Genomic DNA, 18,505 nt, shown 5'->3' with positions numbered 1-18,505 from the left:
ATGGCCACCATCTGCTACGTCTTGACCGGGCGCGATCCGCGCCAACACCAAGAGCTGTCCTATAGCATCCTCTCCGCCCTGAAACAGGGCTTGGAGGGGGTTGAGATCCTGCTGGTCTGTGACGCTGAAAACCGCCGCACCGACCTGCCGGTCGGACATATGGACATCTCAACGGATCAGATGGAGCGGTGGACTGAGGCGGGTAGCTATCCCGCACACACGCGGCTGCATGCGTTGCAGATGGTGCTGGAAAAAACTGACGGTCCAGTCTGTCTGGTCGAGACCGACACAGCCTTCAAAGCGGCGCCCAGAGAGCTGTTCAACCGGATCACACAGAAGACCCCGCTGCTTCATGATCGTGCGGGATGGCTCTCCTCACGGCCTGAGTGGGGCCCGCTGATCGACGCCTGCCGCGACACTCCAGAAGAAACTTTGGTTCACACGGGCGCCGAGGTGTTTGACACTGCGACAATCGGGCTTCTGCCTGCACACGCAGATTGCATAAAGAAGACAATATCGCTGTCAAAATCGCTACCCGACACCGCAGCAGCGCACGAAAAAGAACAATTCCTGCTTGGGGCGGCGGTATTGTCCCACACCGAAGATCTGAGCTTTTCCGATGACATCGTGACCCATTACGCGGGCTATATGCGTCATGTGTATCATGGCCGGTTCGACGTCATGTTTCCGGCAGGTGCTGCGGTGAACACCGCAATGGCACACCAACTTCCCGCTGTAGCAGAGCCGCCCAAACCCCTCCTGTTGCAGCTGAAAGCGAAATACTACGCTCTGCGTCACGGCCTTGGACGGGGCACACAATTTGGCTATCTCGCCTATCTGTGTGCCTTTGCAGCTCCGACAGCGGAGGGACGCAATGTCTGGGCCAATATTGCGCTCGACATGATGGAGCGCTCTGAAAGACCCGCCGCAAAACTGCAGCGTGACCTGCCCAAGCTGGCTCCGGACGCACTGACACAAGCAGAACTGGCTCCAGCAACAGAGGCGCGCTGGCGGGACTTCTGGGCGAGCAAAGAGCTCTAGACGCTGTCTCCCGCGTCAAGCTTGGCGAGGAACGCATCCGCGTCTTTTATGATCGTGGCCCGCTTGTCGTCATCCATTCGATCCCAGGTTCGATACATGTTGCCCATGCGCGGGATGCTTTCGAACCGGTCGCGATGGCGATCCAGAAAATGCCAGTACAGCAGGTTGAACGGACAGGCCCCCTCGCCCGTTTTCTGCTTCACCTTATAGGCGCAACTGCTGCAGTAATTGGACATTCTGTCGATGTAGGCGCCGCTGGAGACATAGGGTTTCGACCCGACCACACCCCCGTCTGCAAACTGGCTCATGCCGATGGTATTGGGCGCCTCCACCCACTCGAAGGCGTCCGCATAGACCGCGAGATACCATTCATGCACTTCCGCCGGATCCAGCCCGGCCAGCAGTGCAAAATTGCCCGTCACCATCAGCCGCTGGATGTGATGGGCGTAGGCCTCCTCCTTGGTCTGCGCCACCACCTGCGACAGGCAGTGCATATCCGTCGAGGCGCCCCAGAACAGCGGTGGCAGCCTACGCGCATGCCCGAGTGCATTTCGGGAGGTATAGTCCTCCCCTTCAAGGAGATAGATACCGCGCACAAATTCCCGCCATCCCAGAATTTGCCGAATGAATCCCTCCACCGCGTTGACCGGCGCATCTCCGCGATGGTAGGCAGCCTCCGCCGCCGCGCAAACCTCGCTCGGCGATAGCAGACCGATATTCAGGTAGGGCGACAGGATGGAATGGTAGAGCCACCGCTCATCCGTCATCATCGCATCCTGAAAATCCCCGAACTGCGGCAATGCGTGCTCTATGAAGTGCTCCAGCGCGGTCAGCGCCTCTGCACGTGTGGTGGCAAATCCAAATGGCCGCAAATCACCAAAATGCGTACCAAACCGCTCTTCGACCAGATCGAGCACTTCCACGACCTCATCACCCGGTTCAAACCAGAGCGGCCCTTCGTGTTCGATCTTCTTTGGCGGGGCCTTGCGGTTGTCCTGATCGAAATTCCACTGCCCACCAACAGGCGAAGTGCCCTCCATCAAGAGACCTGTCTTCTTGCGCATCAGGCGATAGAAATACTCCATTCGCAGCTGCTTGCGCCCCTCCGCCCAATCGGCAAAATCCTTCCGCGTTGCGAAGAAGCGCTCATCCGCGTGCAGATGCACCTTGAGCGGCGCATATTTCAGGGCCCGGATCAGTCGCCATTCCCCGGGTGTGGTGGCCAGCACCTCACCGGCCCCAAACTCCTCAGCCCGGCGCAGCAACTCGCCCACGATGGAGCCTGCGTTGTCCTTGTCATCGAGCCGCGTATAGGCGACGCGCCAGCCCTCGGCCTCCAGATGCGCGGCAAACTTGCGCATGGCAGCCAGCACCAGCGCAATCTTCTTGGGATGGTGAGACACATAGGTGCCCTCATCCGACACCTCGGCCATCACCACCACGTCGCGCGCGGGATCAGCCGCCCGAAGCGCCGACAAATCATCAGAAAGCTGGTCGCCCAGCACAAGTACAAGTCGTGTCATGAGACGCAGAACTGTGGTGGAAACTTGCAAAGTCCACAGCATCCCCTTCATCTTTTCAATAAATACCTAAGCAACGCCAGGGGCTGATGCTGCCTGTGCTGCATCGCAGAGAATTTTGCCCCTTTCCAATTGCCGCATGGCCTGTATAACTCAGCCCATGACCACGTTTTTTGATATCCAGATTGCCGACGCTGCCTCCCGCAGCGCGCTTTCGCGTGGCCTACTGCTCCTAATCCGCCTCTGAGCGTGCCATCCGGCGCGCCCGCTCAGAGGATGTGCACGCGCGCCACGGATTGGACCCTTTACCCCGCACGCAAGACACGACGTCCCCGGGGCCCAGAGCAAGAAAGACATCTGACATGACCAGCATTACCGACCAAGATCGCGTCCTGATCTTCGACACCACTCTGCGCGATGGCGAGCAGAGCCCCGGCGCAACCATGACCCATGACGAAAAGCTCGAGATTGCAGAGCTTCTGGACGATATGGGCGTCGACGTCATCGAGGCTGGGTTTCCCATTGCCTCCGAAGGCGACTTCAATGCGGTGAGCGAGATCGCCGCGCGCTCGAAGAACTCGATGATCTGCGGCCTCGCCCGCGCCAACCTGAAGGACATCGACCGCTGCGCCGAGGCTGTGCGCAAGGCGGCCCAGCCGCGCATCCATACCTTTATCGGCACCTCGCCGCTGCACCGCGCCATTCCAGACCTCACCATGGACGAGATGGCCGAACGCATCCATGAAACCGTGACCCATGCCCGCAACCTGGTGGACAACGTGCAATGGTCGCCAATGGATGCGACCCGCACCGAATGGGATTACCTCTGCCGGGTGATCGAGATCGCCATCAAGGCGGGTGCCACCACCATCAACATCCCCGACACCGTCGGCTATACAGCACCGCGCGAAAGCGCCGACCTGATCCGCCGCCTGATCGAGACGGTGCCGGGCGCTGACGAGATCGTCTTTGCCACCCACTGCCACAACGACCTTGGCATGGCGACCGCGAATTCGCTGGCGGCCGTCGAGGCCGGCGCGCGCCAGATTGAGTGCACCATCAACGGTCTGGGTGAACGGGCAGGCAATACCGCGCTGGAAGAGGTCGTCATGGCCATGAAGGTGCGCAATGACATCATGCCCTTTGCCACCGGCATCGACACCCGCAAGATCATGCATATCTCGCGCCGGGTCGCGACGGTTTCCGGCTTCAACGTGCAGTTCAACAAGGCCATCGTCGGCAAGAACGCCTTCGCCCACGAGAGCGGCATCCACCAGGATGGCATGCTGAAGAACAAGGAAACCTTTGAGATCATGCGGCCCGAGGATGTCGGCCTTGCCGGGACCTCCCTGCCCCTTGGCAAACACTCCGGCCGGGCGGCGCTGCGCGACAAGCTCAGCAACCTCGGGTATGAGGTCGGTGACAACCAGCTCAAGGATATCTTCGTTCGCTTCAAGGAACTTGCCGACCGCAAGAAAGAAGTGTTCGACGACGACATCATCGCGCTGATGCGTACGGGTGGCGATGAGGATGACCATCTCAAGCTGGTCTCGATGAAAGTGGTCTGCGGCACCGGCGGCCCGGCGGAATCCACTGTCGAGATGGAAGTTGACGGTAAAGATGTCTCTGAAACCGCAGAAGGCGACGGCCCGGTCGATGCGACCTTCAAGGCGATCCGCAAGATCCACCCCAATGACGCGCATCTGCAGCTTTATCAGGTGCACGCGGTCACCGAAGGTACAGACGCACAAGCCACCGTGTCCGTCCGGCTGGAAGAAGACGGCATCATCGCCACCGGCGACAGTGCCAACACAGACACCGTGGTTGCCTCTGCCATGGCCTATATCGGCGCGCTCAACCGCCTGATCGTGCGCCGCAACAAGATGGGCGAAGGCGCGGATTCGCGTGAGATCTCCTACAAGGACATCGGCTGAAGCACGCCGCCAGAAATTGGCGCAAACCTAGAACCAATCATGGATGAGGGCACCTTCGGGTGCCCTTTTTCGTTCACTGGGTGTGGAAGAAATCCGACTGCGCAGGCGATTTGGATCGAGGATAAGGCGCTAAAAGGCACGGCCTTGCAGGACGCCCGGGGCGCGGCTTAGCGCAACGCAGAAAAGCGGCGATCAAGGCGCTGCGTTTCCTCGCGCAAACCAAAGGGCGCATTCACCACAAACAGTCCCGATCCGATCATCCGGTGGCCCTCCCGTGCGGGCGGGAAGCGCACTTCGTGCAGCAGCGTTCCCGGCAGGTCCTGAGCTTCCAGCGCAGTCAGCATCCGCTTGTGCGGGCCATCTGTCAGGATCGGATACCACAACACGATCACGCCAACATTCCACTTGCGATGCAGCTTGCCGATAATGCCGGGAATGCGGCTGTAGTCGGATTTGATCTCATAGCTGGGATCAATCAGCAGCACTCCGCGTCGAGGTTCTGGCGGGGCCAGTGACTGCGCCATCTCGAACCCATCCTGCACATGCACCTTGGCACCGGAGCCGCGCATCGACGCGCGCAGGGCCTGTGCTTCCTGTGGATGCAGCTCTGCCAGATGCACATTGTCGATGGGGCGCAGCACCTCCGTCGCAATGCGCGGCGAACCCGGATAGCTGGTTGGCCCATGCGCGGCCTGAACACTGTCCAGAACCCTCGCATAGGGGTGGTCGGCTGGGAACCAGTCCCGTGCGATATCGATACCTCTGGCCGCTTCGCCCGTCTTGACGGCCTCGGCAGACGACAAGTCATAGAGAGCCCGCCCCGCGTGGGTTTCCAGATAGCTCAGCGGTTTGTCCTTGCGCGTCATGTACTCCAGTATCCACGCGAGCAGCGCGTGTTTCTGGACATCGGCGAGGTTTCCCGCGTGGTAGATATGTTGGTAGGACAGCATGCCCTCCCATAGCGGCAAACCGCGCCCGGCGAAAGAGCGCTCTCTAAACGAAATCTCAACTACAATCGGCCAATCTGAGGTCAGACATCACCCGCAGAAGCAGGTTGCAATGCCCCTCAGAACGAGCCCACAAACCGGCGCGCTATGTGCGCTGATGCTGATCTCTTCGGTCTGGACCGACCCGGTTCGTGCCAATTCCGCAGGATTCTCTCTGGTCGGGGACGGCAGCTTCTTCATGCGGACCTCGGCGCCAGCAAACAGTGCAATTGCGGGGCTGAATGATGATGAAACAGGCCGCGGGGCCATCTCGCTGGACCCCGGCGCCGCAAGCCTCTTTCGGGGACGCAGCAGCGGCAGTCTGTTTGCAAGCCCGCCGATGGTCGGCATCGACGTCGCCGCAATCATGAATGTCATCGCCAGCGCCGAGGCAGGCAAGGCGGATTACGACGCCGTCCAGCACGGCGCCCGGATCAAACCGCCCGCCTCCCCCACAGACATGACCCTGCTCGAGATCTACGCCTGGATCGACGCAACCCCCGGCCAGCCCCATGCCATCGGGCGCTACCAGTTCATCCCCGCCACCCTGCGCCGGCTCGCCAAGCATCAAAGCGTCCCTCTCGGCCGTCGCTTCAACAAGGAGCTTCAGGATCAGCTTGCCCATCAGCTGATCGAGGAAGCTGGTCTCTCGAATTTCAAGGCCGGCGAGATCACGCAGACCACATTCATGAACAACCTCGCCAAAATCTGGGCAGGCTTGCCGACTTCCAGCGGGAAATCCTATTATCACGGCTACGCGGGCAACCGCGCAACCAAGACATGGGCGGCCTACAAGGCGCAGATGGATGAGATTTTCTCGGGGTAAGAGGCGCTGTTGAACTGGGGCCATGATCGGGTGCGGCTGGCTCTGGCGCATGTGCGCAAACGCACGCTGATCTTGATTCCGTGTGCTCGAAAGCGAAAACAGTCGATTTCACAAGCGAAAAGACGCTAGGTGAACGGAATACTCCCTTTTACGGCGGGCTCGGCCTGCTTATAAGATCTAAAGCTGCGACCCGGCGAGAGAGTCGCGGTCAGATAAATGCAGTACTCACAGGATCCCTCTTACATGGCGCTCTTCGGAAATCTCGGCGGTCTGTTTACATCGGACATGGCCATTGACCTCGGTACCGCGAATACGCTGGTTTACGTGAAGGGCCGTGGCGTCATCCTGTCGGAACCTTCAGTGGTGGCCTACCACGTCAAGGATGGCGTGAAAAAAGTGCTCGCCGTCGGTGAGGACGCAAAGCTGATGCTGGGCCGGACCCCCGGCTCCATCGAGGCGATCCGCCCGATGCGCGAAGGTGTCATCGCGGACTTCGACACCGCCGAAGAGATGATCAAGCATTTCATTCGCAAGGTGCACAAGCGCTCCACGTTTTCAAAGCCCAAGGTCATCGTCTGCGTCCCGCATGGCGCGACCCCGGTGGAAAAACGCGCCATCCGGTCTTCTGTTCTGGCGGCAGGTGCCCGCCGTGCAGGGCTGATTGCTGAACCGATTGCCGCCGCCATCGGCGCTGGCATGCCCATCACCGACCCGACCGGCAACATGGTCGTCGACATCGGCGGTGGTACCACCGAGGTGGCCGTTCTGTCGCTTGGTGACATCGTCTACGCCCGCTCCGTTCGAGTGGGGGGCGACCGCATGGATGAGGCGATCATTTCCTACCTGCGTCGCCAGCAGAACCTGCTGATCGGCGAGGCGACATCAGAACGCATCAAGACCTCGATCGGCACGGCTCGCATGCCCGACGATGGCCGTGGTCAATCGATGCAGATCCGCGGTCGGGACCTGCTGAATGGCGTTCCCAAGGAAATCGAGATTTCTCAGGCCCAGGTGGCTGAGGCGCTGGCCGAACCGGTACAGCAGATCTGCGAGGCGGTGATGACCGCATTGGAAACCACGCCGCCGGATCTGGCAGCTGATATCGTCGATCGGGGCGTGATGCTGACCGGGGGCGGTGCGCTTCTGGGCGATCTGGATCTGGCTCTGCGCGAACAAACAGGCCTTGCGGTCTCGATCGCAGATGAAAGCCTGAACTGCGTCGCACTTGGTACCGGCAAGGCGCTGGAGTACGAAAAACTGCTGCGCCACGCGATCGACTACGAAAGCTGATCCCCCTCGCCCCGCGCGGGCATGCCACTGAATTTGATTGACGTCTGGAAGGAGTGCCTTGGCCAAGGATCGGTCACAGCGCGAAGACTATGCAGGCCCGCTCAAGCGTTTGCTTGTCGGGATTTTGGTGCTGTTTCTCGCGGTCGTCTTCATCGTCTGGCGCATCGACAGTCCACGAGTTCGAGCGGTTTCGCGCGCAGGTGGTGGATGCGGTGGTGCCCAATATGCAATGGGCCATGGTTCCCGTCACCGGCATCGTAAACCTGGTGCGTGACTTCCAAAGCTATCAGCGCCTGTCCGAACAGAACCAGGAGCTGCGCTCCGAATTGCGCCAGATGCGGGCCTGGAAAGAAGCTGCCTTGCAGCTGGAACAGGAAAACGCGCGATTGCTCGATCTCAACAACGTCCGGCTGGATCCGCAGCTGACTTATGTCACCGGTGTCGTCGTGGCAGACTCCGGCTCGCCTTTCCGGCAATCGGTTCTGCTGAACGTCGGGGCACGCGATGGCATTCGCGACGGCTGGGCTGCGATGGACGGCATTGGGCTGGTGGGACGCATCTCCGGCACCGGCCTGAAGACTGCGCGCGTCATCCTGTTGACCGACGCCGCAAGTGCGGTTCCGGCCACGCTGCAACCGTCGGGCCAGACCGCGTTGGTTAGTGGCGATAATACTGCCGCGCCCTTGCTGAATTTTGTCGAAAACCCGGAGATGGTCCGCCCCGGAGACCGTGTTGTGACCTCGGGCGATGGTCATGTCTTTCCGCCGGGACTGCTGATCGGTCAGGTGGCACAAGACAAGGCTGGGCGCCTGCGCGTACGTCTCTCCGCAGACTACGAGCGGTTGGAATTCCTGCGCGTTCTGCGCCATCAGGGCAGCGTTCCGATTTCGGATCCGGGCGCGCTGATCGCACCGGTTCCAGACGACATGATACCGCTCCCCCGCCCGGACACATTGCTGGACGGCGTTCTCCCCGAGGCTGCCGGTGACGAGGCCGAGAATGGCTAAGACAACGCCAGCCGCAATTTGGCTCATGCGCGCTATCTTTGTCGGGCTGGCGCTGGTCATCATGTTCTTTCACCTGCTGCCGCTGGACACCACACCGCGCCGCTGGGCACCGCCGGATCTGCTGCTGGCCGTGGCGCTGGCCTGGACTGCACGGCGTGCAGATTTTGTCCCGCCCCTGTTGATCGCCGCCGTAATGCTGCTCGCTGATCTGTTGTTTCAGCGTCCTCCGGGATTATGGGCCTTGCTGGTTCTGCTCGCCTGCGAGTTCATCAGATCACGCTTGCCCGCCAGCCGGGAGACGCCGTTTCTGGGAGAATGGTTCGCGGTCTCCGTGGTCATAATTGCCATTGCTTTGCTCAATCGCGTGATCCTTGGCATGCTTGCGGTCGAGCAGGCGCATATCGCGCTGATTCTCGTGCAGGTCATTATGACCATCGCCGCCTATCCGGTCGTGGTTCTGCTGAGCCAGAGCGTGTTTGGCGTGCGACGTCTTTCTCCTGCCGATGCAGAAACCCTTGGAGCTCGCCTGTGAAACGCACCCCGAAGGACCAGGATCACAGCCATCGCACCCTGACCCGCCGCACCCTGCTGCTGGGCGGGTTGCAGCTGGGCTTTACCGGTGCGCTGGCCATGCGGATGCGTTTTCTGCAGGTGGATCAGGCAGATCAGTTCCGTCTGCTGGCCGAGGAAAACCGCATCAACATCCGCCTGCTCGCCCCTAGTCGCGGCGAGATCTATGACCGCAACGGTATTATCATCGCGCAAAACTCCCCGTCCTACCGCATCGTGTTGGTGCCCGAAGACGCCGGTGATGTGGAAGGCGTGATTGAAAACCTCACCCGTTTGCTGCCGCTCGATACAGAGGACCTGGAACGTGCGCGCGCAGAGATGCGGCGGTCGCGTCCGTTTCTCCCCATCACGCTGGCCGATCAGCTTTCCTGGGATGACATTTCAAAAGTCGCGGTCAACGCCCCAGCCCTGCCGGGCATCACGCCCGAGGTCGGACTGTCCCGTGTCTATCCGCAGGGCGCCGATTTTGCGCATGTGGTTGGCTATGTCGGTCCTGTCTCCGACTACGACCTGTCGAAGATGGAAAGCCCCGATCCGGTCTTGCTGACCCCACGGTTCCAATTCGGCAAGGTCGGTTTTGAGTCCAAACGTGAGGAAACCCTGCGCGGCAAGGCCGGGACCAAACGGGTCGAGGTCAATGCCGCCGGTCGGATCATGCGCGAACTGGATCGCCGCGAGGGGCAGCCCGGCGCGGATGTGCAGCTGACGCTCGATGCGGACCTGCAAAGCTACGTGCAGGCCCGGCTTGGCAACGAAAGCGCCGCCGCCGTTGTGATCGACGTGGAGAATGGCGATCTGCAGGCCATCTGCTCCAGCCCGAGCTTTGACCCCAACCTCTTTGTGCGCGGCATCTCTGTGGCCGACTATAGCGCCCTCACCGAAGACCCCTATCGCCCGCTGGCCAACAAGACCGTGCAAGGCACCTACCCGCCGGGCTCCACATTCAAGATGGTGACGGCGCTGGCGGGACTGGAAAGCGGCGTCATTACACCGGAAGAAACCACATGGTGCCCCGGGCATCTGGAAGTGTCCGGCCGGCGGTTCCACTGCTGGAAGCGCGCCGGTCATGGGCACGTCAACCTTCTGGATTCACTAAAGAGTTCCTGTGACGTCTACTATTACGATCTGGCGATCAAGGTCGGGATAGACCGGATTTCGGAGATGGCCAACAAACTCGGCCTTGGTATTCGCCACGATATTCCGATGTCCGCAGTGGCCGCCGGACTTGCTCCGAACCGGGAATGGAAGTCCCGCACCTATGGGCAGGATTGGCTGGTTGGCGACACGGTGAATGCCTCGATCGGTCAGGGCTATATGCTTGCGTCGCCCATGCAGCTTGCGGTCATGACAGCACGGATTGCCAACGGCCGCAGTGTCACACCTCGTCTGGTGAAATCCATCAATGGTGTCGAACAACCTTCTGGCGCAGGTGAAATGATCGGCCTCACCCCCTCGTATCTGGATCACGTGCGCAAGGCCATGTACGCGGTCAGCAATGATCGCCGCGGCACCGGGTATCGGTCCCGCATCATTGCCGATGGCATGCGCATGGCGGGCAAGTCCGGCACCAGTCAGGTGCGCAACATCACCGCAGCAGAGCGCGCGACAGGGGTGATCCATAACCGGGACCTGCCATGGGAACGCCGCGACCACGCTCTGTATGTGTGTTTTGCCCCCTATGACAAACCAAAGTACGCGGTTGCGGTCGTTGTCGAACATGGCGGCGGCGGATCCTCCACAGCCGCCCCCGTGGCGCGGGATGTATTGCTGCAAGCGCTCTATGGCGGCACGCCACCGCTGGAGGCCTATCCGACCGGAGACCGCCGCAAGATCAAGGCACAGCAGGAGCGGCTCGAACGCGAGCGGATTAAACGCTCGGACGGGAAAGAGAGCGATCAGGCATGAGCTATCTTGAGTATCACGCCAAATCGACGCCCACCGGGTTTCGCAAGATCCTGTTTCTGAACTGGCCCCTTGTTCTTCTGCTGACTGCGGCAGCAAGCGTCGGTTTCCTGATGCTGTATTCCGTGGCGGGGGGATCATTCACCCCTTGGGTCGAACCTCAGGCGAAACGGTTCCTGATCGGCCTCGGCGTCATGCTGGTGGTGGCGATGGTTCCAATTTGGTTCTGGCGCAATATCTCGGTTCTGGCCTACCTGATTGCGCTGGTACTTTTGGTGGCGGTGGAGTTCTTCGGCTCCGTCGGCATGGGCGCGCAGCGTTGGGTGGACCTCGGGCCAGTGCGTCTGCAACCGTCAGAGCTGATGAAGATCACGCTGGTGATGGTGCTTGCGGCCTATTACGACTGGCTGCCGCCGCACCGGACCTCTCGGCCACTCTTTGTATTGCTGCCGGTTCTGATCGTGCTCGCGCCCACCTTTCTGGTGTTGAAGCAACCTGACCTCGGGACGTCGATCCTGCTGCTGGCCGCCGGGGGCGGCGTGATGTTCCTCGCCGGGGTTCACTGGGCCTACTTCACCGCCGTGATCGCGGCGGCGGTCGGGCTCGTGGTGGCCGTATTCCAAAGCCGCGGCACCGACTGGCAGTTGCTCAAGGACTACCAATACAGGCGCATCGACACCTTTCTCGATCCCTCTCAGGATCCGCTGGGCGCAGGCTATCACATTACGCAATCCAAGATCGCCCTTGGGTCGGGCGGTTGGTCGGGACGTGGCTTCATGCAGGGCACCCAGTCACGCCTGAACTTTCTACCGGAAAAGCAGACCGACTTCATTTTCACCACGCTGGCAGAAGAATTCGGCTTTGTCGGCGGGGTGATGCTCCTGACCATCTATGTGATGATCATCATCTTCTGTGTGGCCACGGCGGTCTCGACTAAGGACCGGTTCTCGTCGCTGGTGACGCTGGGGATTGCGCTCAACTTCTTTTTGTTCTTTGCCGTCAACATGTCGATGGTGATGGGGCTGGCCCCGGTGGTTGGCGTACCGCTGCCGCTGGTGTCCTATGGTGGCTCCGCGATGCTGGTGCTGTTGGCGGCCTTCGGGATCGTGCAGAGCGCAAACGTCCACCGCCCACGCTAACGCAATGCCGCCCGCACAAGCGCCACCAGTGGGCTGTCCGCGTCCCGTTGCCGGTGCAGCAATCCGATGCGGCGACGCGCGCCTGACCAAGGTGTAAAATCGGCGCCGGGCGCATGTCGGGACAATCCCCGCCAGCCGGGCAGAACCGCCTGCCCGACGCCCCCCTCCACCATTTGCGCGATTGTCTCAAGCGCATCCATCTCGACCAAGACCTGCGGATCCTCCACCCGATCCGTCAGTGCCGACCAGCACAGGCTTCCGCCCCAGGCCTCACGGGAATAGACGAGGTAAGGCAACCGCGCGATCTCGCTATGGCGCGGGCGTAGCAGGCCGATGGGTTCTTCGATCAGCAGGTCGAACCGCAGGGCTTTGGGCAGGTTGACCGGCGGCTCCACCACCACCGCCATATCGATGTCCTCTGCCTCAAGTGCCGCCACTAACCCCGGAGATGTGCCGGGGATCAGGCGCAACTCGACATCAGGCGCCTGCTCTCGCAGATGCCGTAGCAAGGGTGCGGCGCAGTCGCCCAGAGCAGTCGAAATGGCGCCGATCCGACAGCTGCCGACCAGCCCCTGCCCGCGCACATCGGCCCGCAAGTCCTGCTCTATTCTCAGCATTTCGCGCAGCCGAGGCAGCAGGTTTCGGCACGCGTGGGTGGGGCGCACCATGCGCCCTTCCCGCCGCAACAACGCCACCCCCAGATCGGTCTCCAGCGTCGTGATCCGCTGAGACAGTGCCGAGGCGGTCACGCCGACGCGCCGGGCCGCCGCTGCAAAGGAGCCTTCCTCCACGATGGCCAAAAGGCTGGCGACAAATCGCGTATCCACAGCTTTCCTTACGTCTGAACATTCAAAAACAAGCTAGCACGTTGCGCCCTTGAAACGCTATGCAGACGTGACCCTAATTTCTGCCTCAGGAGCCCGCACATGAGCATCTTTCACCTCGCCTATCACGTCGACGACCTGGACGCTGCCAGCACCTTCTACTCCGAAACGCTGGGATGCCGGGCTGGGCGCAGCACCGACAGCTGGGCAGACTTCAATTTCTTCGGGCACCAGATCTCGCTGCATAAGGGCACGCCCTTCGCCACCGCCAAGACAGGCCGGGTGGGAGAGCATCTTGTGCCGATGCCGCACCTTGGCGTGATCCTGCCGCAGGACCAGTGGGAACGTCTGGCCGAGCGCCTGCATGAGGCAGGTGTCGAATTCGAGATCCCGCCCACTACACGGTTCAAGGGAGAGCCCGGCGAACAGAGCACCATGTTCTTCTACGACCCGGCCGGCAACCCGATCGAGGTCAAGGGCTTTGCCGATATGGACGGGGTCTTTGCCACATGATCAAAGCCCTGTTCGCCGCCGGACCGGACCGCTGGGACACCTATGCCTCCCCCCTCAAGGCCGCTTTCGAGGGCGCCGGGCTGGAGGCCGATCTGCGCCAGGATTTCGCGCCGGAGGAGGTCGACTACATCATCTATGCGCCCCATTCCGACCTGCAGGATTTCCGCCCTTACACGCGCTGCAAGGCGGTGCTGAACCTCTGGGCCGGGGTGGAAAAGATCACCGGCAACGCGACCCTGACCCAGCCGCTGTGTCGCATGGTGGACCCGGGCCTGACCCAGTCCATGGTCGAATGGGTCACCGGCCATGTGTTGCGCTATCACCTGGAGATTGACCGTTCCGTGGCGTTGCAGGATCGCTGGCTGCCCTATGTGCCGCCGCTGGCAGAAGAACGCCCGGTCACCATCCTCGGTCTGGGTGAATTGGGTCAGGCCTGCGCCACCGCCCTGACCCGGCTGGGCTTCCCGGTGTCCGGCTGGTCGCGCACGGCCAAGGATCTTCCCGGCCTCAGCTGCCATCACGGCACCAACGGGCTTCGGGACGCTCTGGCTTCGGCGCAAATCGTAGTACTGCTCCTGCCGGACACACCGCAGACCGCGAACATTCTCGACAGCAACAGCCTTGGCTGGTTGCCGCAAGGGGCGCGGATCATCAACCCGGGGCGTGGCCCGTTGATCGACGATGCCGCCCTGCTGACCGCGCTGGACATTGGCCCGGTGGACCATGCCACGCTGGATGTGTTCCGGGTGGAGCCGCTGCCCGAGGATCATCCCTACTGGGCCCATCCCCGGGTCACCGTGACGCCGCATATCGCGGCGGAAACCCGCCCCCTCACCGCCTCCCGCGTGATTGCCGAGAACATACGCCGGGGCGAAGCAGGCGAGGCCTTTCTCTACGTGGTTGATCGCGACCGCGGTTATTAAACCATAAAAAAGGGGCGCACGACGGCGCCCCTTCTCTTCATCTTTTCATAAATACCTCCCGCCGGAGGCCGCGCCCCGACAGGGGCGCCTATTCCGCCGCCAGCCCACGGCCCTTCAGCAGCGCCTCAACGCCCGGCAACCGGCCCCGGAAGGCGGTATAAAGTGCGGCCGCATCCTGTGAGCCACCCTTGGACAGGATATGCGTCTCCAGCGCCTCGGCGCGCTCGGGATCAAACGCGCCGCCTGCCTCCTCAAAAGCGGCAAAGGCATCGGCGTCCATCACCTCCGACCACATGTAGCTGTAATAGCCCGAGGAATAGCCGTCACCAGAGAACACATGCGCAAACTGCGGCGTGGCATGGCGCATGACGATGGCACCGGGCATGCCGATTCGCTCCAGAATCTCCGCCTGTTTGGCCATCGGATCCGCCGGGGCTGCTCCGTCGTGAAACTCCAGATCCACCAGCGCCGAGGCGACATATTCCACAGTCTGGAACCCCATATTGAAGGTCGCCGCGCCCAGCACCTTGTCCAGCATCGCCTTGGGCATCGCGGCACCGGTCTCGGCATGGGTGGCAAATTCCTGCAGCACCTCGGGCACCTCCAACCAATGCTCATAAAGCTGGCTCGGCAGTTCCACAAAGTCCCGCGCCACCGAGGTGCCCGACACGCTTTCATAGGTCACATCAGACAGGATCTGGTGCAGCGCGTGGCCAAACTCGTGAAACAGCGTGCGCGCATCATCGTAGGACAACAGCGCCGGATCGCCATTGGCGAAGTTGCAGACATTGACCACGATCGGCGTCTGCGCTTCCGGGAACTTGGCCTGCGCCCGCATTGCGGAACACCAGGCACCGGAGCGTTTGGAGCCACGCGCAAAGTAATCGCCGATGAAGACCGCCAGATGCTTGCCGTCCCGGGTCACCTCCCAGGCGCGGCAATCCTCGTGGTAGAGCGGCACATCGAGTGGCGCGAAGTCCAGCCCGAACAGGCGGTTGGCGCAGGCAAAGGCCGCCTCGATCATCCGGTCGAGTTGCAGATAGGGTTTCAGCTCCGCCTCATCGAGGTCATGTTCGATCTTGCGGCGTTTTTCGGCGTAGTAGTGCCAGTCCCAGGGCGCCAGATCACCATTGATGCCATCCTCGTGCATCATGTCCGTCAGCACCTCGGCGTCCTTGTCGGCCTGCGCCTTGGCAGGGCCCCAGACGTCCATCAACAGGCCCCGCACCGCCTCCGGCGTCTTGGCCATCTCGGTTTCCAGCTTGTAGGCCGCGAAGTTTTCATAGCCCAGAAGCTTGGCGCGTTCCTCGCGCAGCGACAGGATCTCAGCGGCAATGGCGCGGTTGTCATGCTCACCACCATTTGCCCCGCGTGCGGCCCATGCGCGAAACGCCTTTTCGCGCAGGTCGCGGCGGGGTGAGAACTGCAGGAACGGTGTGACGATGGAGCGCGCCAGTGTCACCACGGGACCATCCGCGCCCTTCTCTTTTCCTGCGGCGCGCGCATTCCTGACCACGAACTCCGGCAGTCCCTGCAGATCCGCGTCCGAGAGTTCCATGTGCCAGTCGCGCTCATCCGCCAGCAGGTTCTGGGTGAAATTGGTGCCGAGGGTCGCCAACCGGGATTTGATCTCCTGCATGCGGGTATCTTCGGCGCCCTCCAGCGCCGCGCCGCCGCGCAGGAAGCCACGATGGGTCAGCATCAGGACCCGGGCCTGCTCCTGCGTCAGATCTAGGTCTTCGCGCTGATCCCAGACGGCTTTCACCCGCGCATAAAGCGCCTTGTTGGCGGTGATTGCGGAGAAATGCGCCGCCAGTTTTGGCGAAAACTCCCGCTGCAACGCCTCGCGTTTCGGATTGCTGTCGGCGCCGGCCACGGAGAAAAATACCGAAAGAACCTGTTCCAGCGGCTGGCAGGGTGTCTCCAGGGCCTCGACCACATTGGCAAATGTCGGGGTGTCCGGGTTCTGTGCGATGGCCTCGATCTGCGCGCCATGGGCGGCAAGCGCCTGCTCGAGCGCCGGGGCGAAATCATCATCGGATATCTGGTCGAACGGCGCGATGCCGAAGGGGGTCTGCCAGTCTGCGAGCAGCGGATTTGTCATGTGAGATCTCCTTTGCGCTGACGCTAACGGCTTCGCTCCGGAGCTGCAATCTGTCCCCGCGCCGGGCCGTCAGGCCCGGCGCCCGGCCCAACCCTGCCAAGGGGGGCTTGCTCATGGGCAAGAGCACCTGCGGGGGCGGGAGCGCTCCCGCCACCGGCGCCCAGCATCAGGAGATGCAAGGACCGGCGTTGGGCCGGGCCGCGCGCCCTGACGGGCGCGCGGCGGGCGCCAGATCGCACCACCTGAGCAAAATCAGCCTTTGTTCTGCTTGTTGCGCAGATGCCGTTCAAGTGCCCGTAACCCAAGCGACAACGATATCGTCATCGCCAGATAGACCAGCGCCACCATGTTGTAGGTCTCGAAATAGCGAAAATTGCTGGCGGCCGTCACCTTGCCCAGCTGGGTGATATCCAGCACGCCCAGCACCGACACCAGCGAGGAATCCTTGACCAGCGCCACGAAGTCATTGCCCAGCGGCGGCAGGATGGTGCGTATCGCCTGCGGAAACACGATGAAGCGAAACCGTTGCCAGCCGGAGAGCCCAAGCGCTTGGGCCGCCTCCTTCTGCCCCTCTGGAACAGACAGCAGGCCAGCGCGAAAAACTTCCGCGATGAAAGCGGAATAGGCAATCATCAGTGCCAGAATGGCGCGCCATAGCAGAGGAAAGCTCCGGGTGCGGATCTCCTCCAGCCCCAGAAAACCGCCCAGCCAGTTGCGCAGATCCACCAAGGCAGGCGCCACCACAAAGGCCACGTAGAGCAACAGCACGATGATCGGAATACCGCGCACCACCTCGACATAAAACCGGCAGATCTGACGCACCAGCAGCCACCTGGAATCAGCCCCCAGTGCGAGCGCCATCCCCAACGCGGAAGCGGAGAAAAAGCTGACAAGGGTGACAAAGACCGTCACACCAACCCCGCGCCAGAGCGTATTGAGGATCTGCGCATAGACCTCGCTGCGCGCAACTTCGACGCCGAGGTAGAGTGCCGTCAGCCCCACGGCCACCAGCCACCAGGGGAAATCTTCCTTGTCTTCACGCGTGCGGCGTTCGCTCATTATCTTGTCCTGTCACGACAAACCCCGGCCGAAGGCGCGGCCGGGGTGGTATTGGAAATAGGAGGTGTCTTGGCCTATTGGCCCATCTTGTAGTCGAGGAACCACTTTTTGTTGAGCGCATCCAGCGTGCCATCGGCCTTCATCTCGGCCAGGGCGGCATTCACCGGCTCCACCAAATCGCTGCCCTTTGGGAAAATGAAGCCGAAATCCTCGGTCCCCAAGGGATCTCCGACGACTTTCAGCGCGCCGTCAGATGCAGCAACCACCCCATTTGCCGCGGTGCTGTCGGAAAGCGCCAGATCCACGTCGCCCGCCCGCAACGCCTGCAGTGACGCACCAAAGGTCTCGAACAGCTTGATGCGCGGGTTGGCTTCATCCCCGTCAAGCACATCGTAGACGGTCACGTAGAAGGGCGTGGTGCCCGGCTGCGCCGCCGCGAGCAGGTCGTCATCGGCGGCAAAGCTGGCGGCATCCGTAAACCGATCCTCATCGCTTGCCACGATCATGCGCATCTGCGAGGTCAGGTAGCTTTCGGAGAAATCCACCTTCTCCTTACGGTCGTCCCGAATGGTAATGCCATTCATGGCTATATCGTACTGACCTGCGGTGATCGCCGGGATCATCGCATCCCAACTGGTGTTCTCAAACTCCACAACCAGGTTGAGCCGTTCCGCGATCTCGGTGATCGCATCATATTCCCAGCCCACAGCCTGACCCGTACCGGGCTCGATAAATTGCAGCGGCGGGTAGGTGTTCTCGGAGGCGACAAAGATTTCGCGCCCCTCAAGATCCGGCAGATCGGCGGCAAGGGCACTGGCGGCAAAGCCAGCGGTCAGCGCTGCGGCCAGGGCAAAGGTGCGAGTCATG

15 protein-coding genes and 1 pseudogene are annotated in these 18,505 nt (G+C 61.7%); 10 read left to right on the top strand and 6 right to left on the bottom strand.

The window, feature by feature from the left end:
* Entirely contained in the window at positions 1–1,041 is a 1,041-nt protein-coding gene (locus tag R1T40_RS20400) for a hypothetical protein (RefSeq protein WP_317385458.1), read from the top strand.
* Here the strand turns inward: R1T40_RS20400 and R1T40_RS20395 are convergent.
* On the bottom strand, positions 1,038–2,564 hold the full coding sequence (locus tag R1T40_RS20395; protein ID WP_317385457.1) for a cryptochrome/photolyase family protein: 1,527 nt from the start codon (positions 2,562–2,564) through the stop codon (positions 1,038–1,040). The two genes, R1T40_RS20400 and R1T40_RS20395, sit on opposite strands and share 4 nt — an antisense overlap.
* Before the next feature lie 359 nt (positions 2,565–2,923).
* Here R1T40_RS20395 and R1T40_RS20390 point away from each other — a divergent pair, with 359 nt between their 5' ends.
* On the top strand, positions 2,924–4,495 hold the full coding sequence (locus R1T40_RS20390; protein ID WP_317385456.1) for a 2-isopropylmalate synthase: 1,572 nt from the start codon (positions 2,924–2,926) through the stop codon (positions 4,493–4,495).
* A 167-nt stretch (positions 4,496–4,662) separates the two neighbouring features.
* On the opposite strand, the gene R1T40_RS20385 is transcribed toward R1T40_RS20390, so the two are convergent.
* On the bottom strand, positions 4,663–5,445 hold the full coding sequence (locus tag R1T40_RS20385; RefSeq protein ID WP_317385455.1) for a 23S rRNA (adenine(2030)-N(6))-methyltransferase RlmJ: 783 nt from the start codon (positions 5,443–5,445) through the stop codon (positions 4,663–4,665).
* 109 nt (positions 5,446–5,554) lie between these two features.
* On the opposite strand from R1T40_RS20385, the gene R1T40_RS20380 reads away from it, so the two are divergent.
* From R1T40_RS20380 to rodA, 6 genes and pseudogenes are all read left to right on the top strand, one after another.
* Complete coding sequence (locus tag R1T40_RS20380; protein WP_317385454.1) at positions 5,555–6,307, top strand: hypothetical protein; 753 nt, start codon at positions 5,555–5,557, stop codon at positions 6,305–6,307.
* Positions 6,308–6,550: 243 nt separating this feature from the next.
* Positions 6,551–7,597 carry a rod shape-determining protein gene (locus R1T40_RS20375; RefSeq protein ID WP_106163781.1) on the top strand — a complete coding sequence of 349 codons (1,047 nt, stop codon included), beginning with the start codon at positions 6,551–6,553 and terminating at the stop codon, positions 7,595–7,597.
* Positions 7,598–7,655: 58 nt separating this feature from the next.
* Positions 7,656–8,604, top strand: a pseudogene (gene mreC / locus R1T40_RS20370) (rod shape-determining protein MreC).
* Positions 8,597–9,136, top strand: coding sequence for a rod shape-determining protein MreD (locus R1T40_RS20365; RefSeq protein ID WP_106163783.1), 540 nt, complete (start codon positions 8,597–8,599; stop codon positions 9,134–9,136). Before mreC ends, R1T40_RS20365 begins: the two are co-directional and overlap by 8 nt.
* Complete coding sequence (gene mrdA, locus R1T40_RS20360; RefSeq protein ID WP_317385453.1) at positions 9,133–11,079, top strand: penicillin-binding protein 2; 1,947 nt, start codon at positions 9,133–9,135, stop codon at positions 11,077–11,079. Before R1T40_RS20365 ends, mrdA begins: the two co-directional genes overlap by 4 nt.
* A complete protein-coding gene (gene rodA / locus R1T40_RS20355; protein ID WP_317385452.1) occupies positions 11,076–12,215 on the top strand; it encodes a rod shape-determining protein RodA in 1,140 nt (379 codons plus the stop codon). The genes mrdA and rodA overlap by 4 nt, the downstream gene beginning before the upstream one ends.
* Here the strand turns inward: rodA and R1T40_RS20350 are convergent.
* Complete coding sequence (locus R1T40_RS20350) at positions 12,212–13,042, bottom strand: LysR family transcriptional regulator (protein ID WP_317385451.1); 831 nt, start codon at positions 13,040–13,042, stop codon at positions 12,212–12,214. The genes rodA and R1T40_RS20350 overlap by 4 nt on opposite strands.
* 99 nt (positions 13,043–13,141) lie before the next feature.
* Here R1T40_RS20350 and R1T40_RS20345 point away from each other — a divergent pair, with 99 nt between their 5' ends.
* Entirely contained in the window at positions 13,142–13,552 is a 411-nt protein-coding gene (locus R1T40_RS20345; protein WP_106163787.1) for a VOC family protein, read from the top strand.
* Positions 13,549–14,475, top strand: coding sequence for a 2-hydroxyacid dehydrogenase (locus R1T40_RS20340; RefSeq protein WP_317385450.1), 927 nt, complete (start codon positions 13,549–13,551; stop codon positions 14,473–14,475). The genes R1T40_RS20345 and R1T40_RS20340 overlap by 4 nt, the downstream gene beginning before the upstream one ends.
* An 88-nt stretch (positions 14,476–14,563) precedes the next feature.
* Here R1T40_RS20340 and R1T40_RS20335 read toward each other — a convergent pair whose 3' ends face one another.
* The 3 genes from R1T40_RS20335 to R1T40_RS20325 all read right to left on the bottom strand — a co-directional run bounded on the left by R1T40_RS20335 (position 14,564) and on the right by R1T40_RS20325 (position 18,504).
* Complete coding sequence (locus tag R1T40_RS20335) at positions 14,564–16,579, bottom strand: M3 family metallopeptidase (RefSeq protein ID WP_317385449.1); 2,016 nt, start codon at positions 16,577–16,579, stop codon at positions 14,564–14,566.
* 252 nt (positions 16,580–16,831) lie between these two features.
* Positions 16,832–17,638 (bottom strand): amino acid ABC transporter permease, encoded by an 807-nt coding sequence (locus R1T40_RS20330; protein WP_317385448.1) that lies wholly within the window; start codon positions 17,636–17,638, stop codon positions 16,832–16,834.
* 74 nt (positions 17,639–17,712) lie between these two features.
* Entirely contained in the window at positions 17,713–18,504 is a 792-nt protein-coding gene (locus R1T40_RS20325; protein ID WP_317385447.1) for a transporter substrate-binding domain-containing protein, read from the bottom strand.
* Between the last annotated feature and the right edge of the window lies 1 nt (position 18,505).

Origin of the sequence: Tritonibacter scottomollicae (assembly GCF_032924845.1) — a bacterium.
GTDB lineage: Bacteria > Pseudomonadota > Alphaproteobacteria > Rhodobacterales > Rhodobacteraceae > Epibacterium > Epibacterium scottomollicae.
The sequence above is the reverse complement of the archived record's forward strand: the minus strand, read 5'-3'. Positions and strand labels throughout refer to the sequence as shown.

Excerpts from the sequence above, each read along its gene's own strand:
- R1T40_RS20400 (WP_317385458.1), top strand. The coding sequence starts at position 1 with ATGGCCACCATCTGCTACGTCTTGACCGGGCGCGATCCGCGCCAACAC.
- R1T40_RS20395 (WP_317385457.1), bottom strand. The coding sequence starts at position 2,564 with ATGACACGACTTGTACTTGTGCTGGGCGACCAGCTTTCTGATGATTTG.
- R1T40_RS20390 (WP_317385456.1), top strand. The coding sequence starts at position 2,924 with ATGACCAGCATTACCGACCAAGATCGCGTCCTGATCTTCGACACCACT.
- R1T40_RS20385 (WP_317385455.1), bottom strand. The coding sequence starts at position 5,445 with ATGCTGTCCTACCAACATATCTACCACGCGGGAAACCTCGCCGATGTC.
- R1T40_RS20380 (WP_317385454.1), top strand. The coding sequence starts at position 5,555 with ATGCCCCTCAGAACGAGCCCACAAACCGGCGCGCTATGTGCGCTGATG.
- R1T40_RS20375 (WP_106163781.1), top strand. The coding sequence starts at position 6,551 with ATGGCGCTCTTCGGAAATCTCGGCGGTCTGTTTACATCGGACATGGCC.
- R1T40_RS20365 (WP_106163783.1), top strand. The coding sequence starts at position 8,597 with ATGGCTAAGACAACGCCAGCCGCAATTTGGCTCATGCGCGCTATCTTT.
- rodA (WP_317385452.1), top strand. The coding sequence starts at position 11,076 with ATGAGCTATCTTGAGTATCACGCCAAATCGACGCCCACCGGGTTTCGC.
- R1T40_RS20345 (WP_106163787.1), top strand. The coding sequence starts at position 13,142 with ATGAGCATCTTTCACCTCGCCTATCACGTCGACGACCTGGACGCTGCC.
- R1T40_RS20340 (WP_317385450.1), top strand. The coding sequence starts at position 13,549 with ATGATCAAAGCCCTGTTCGCCGCCGGACCGGACCGCTGGGACACCTAT.
- R1T40_RS20335 (WP_317385449.1), bottom strand. The coding sequence starts at position 16,579 with ATGACAAATCCGCTGCTCGCAGACTGGCAGACCCCCTTCGGCATCGCG.
- R1T40_RS20330 (WP_317385448.1), bottom strand. The coding sequence starts at position 17,638 with ATGAGCGAACGCCGCACGCGTGAAGACAAGGAAGATTTCCCCTGGTGG.
- R1T40_RS20325 (WP_317385447.1), bottom strand. The coding sequence starts at position 18,504 with ATGACTCGCACCTTTGCCCTGGCCGCAGCGCTGACCGCTGGCTTTGCC.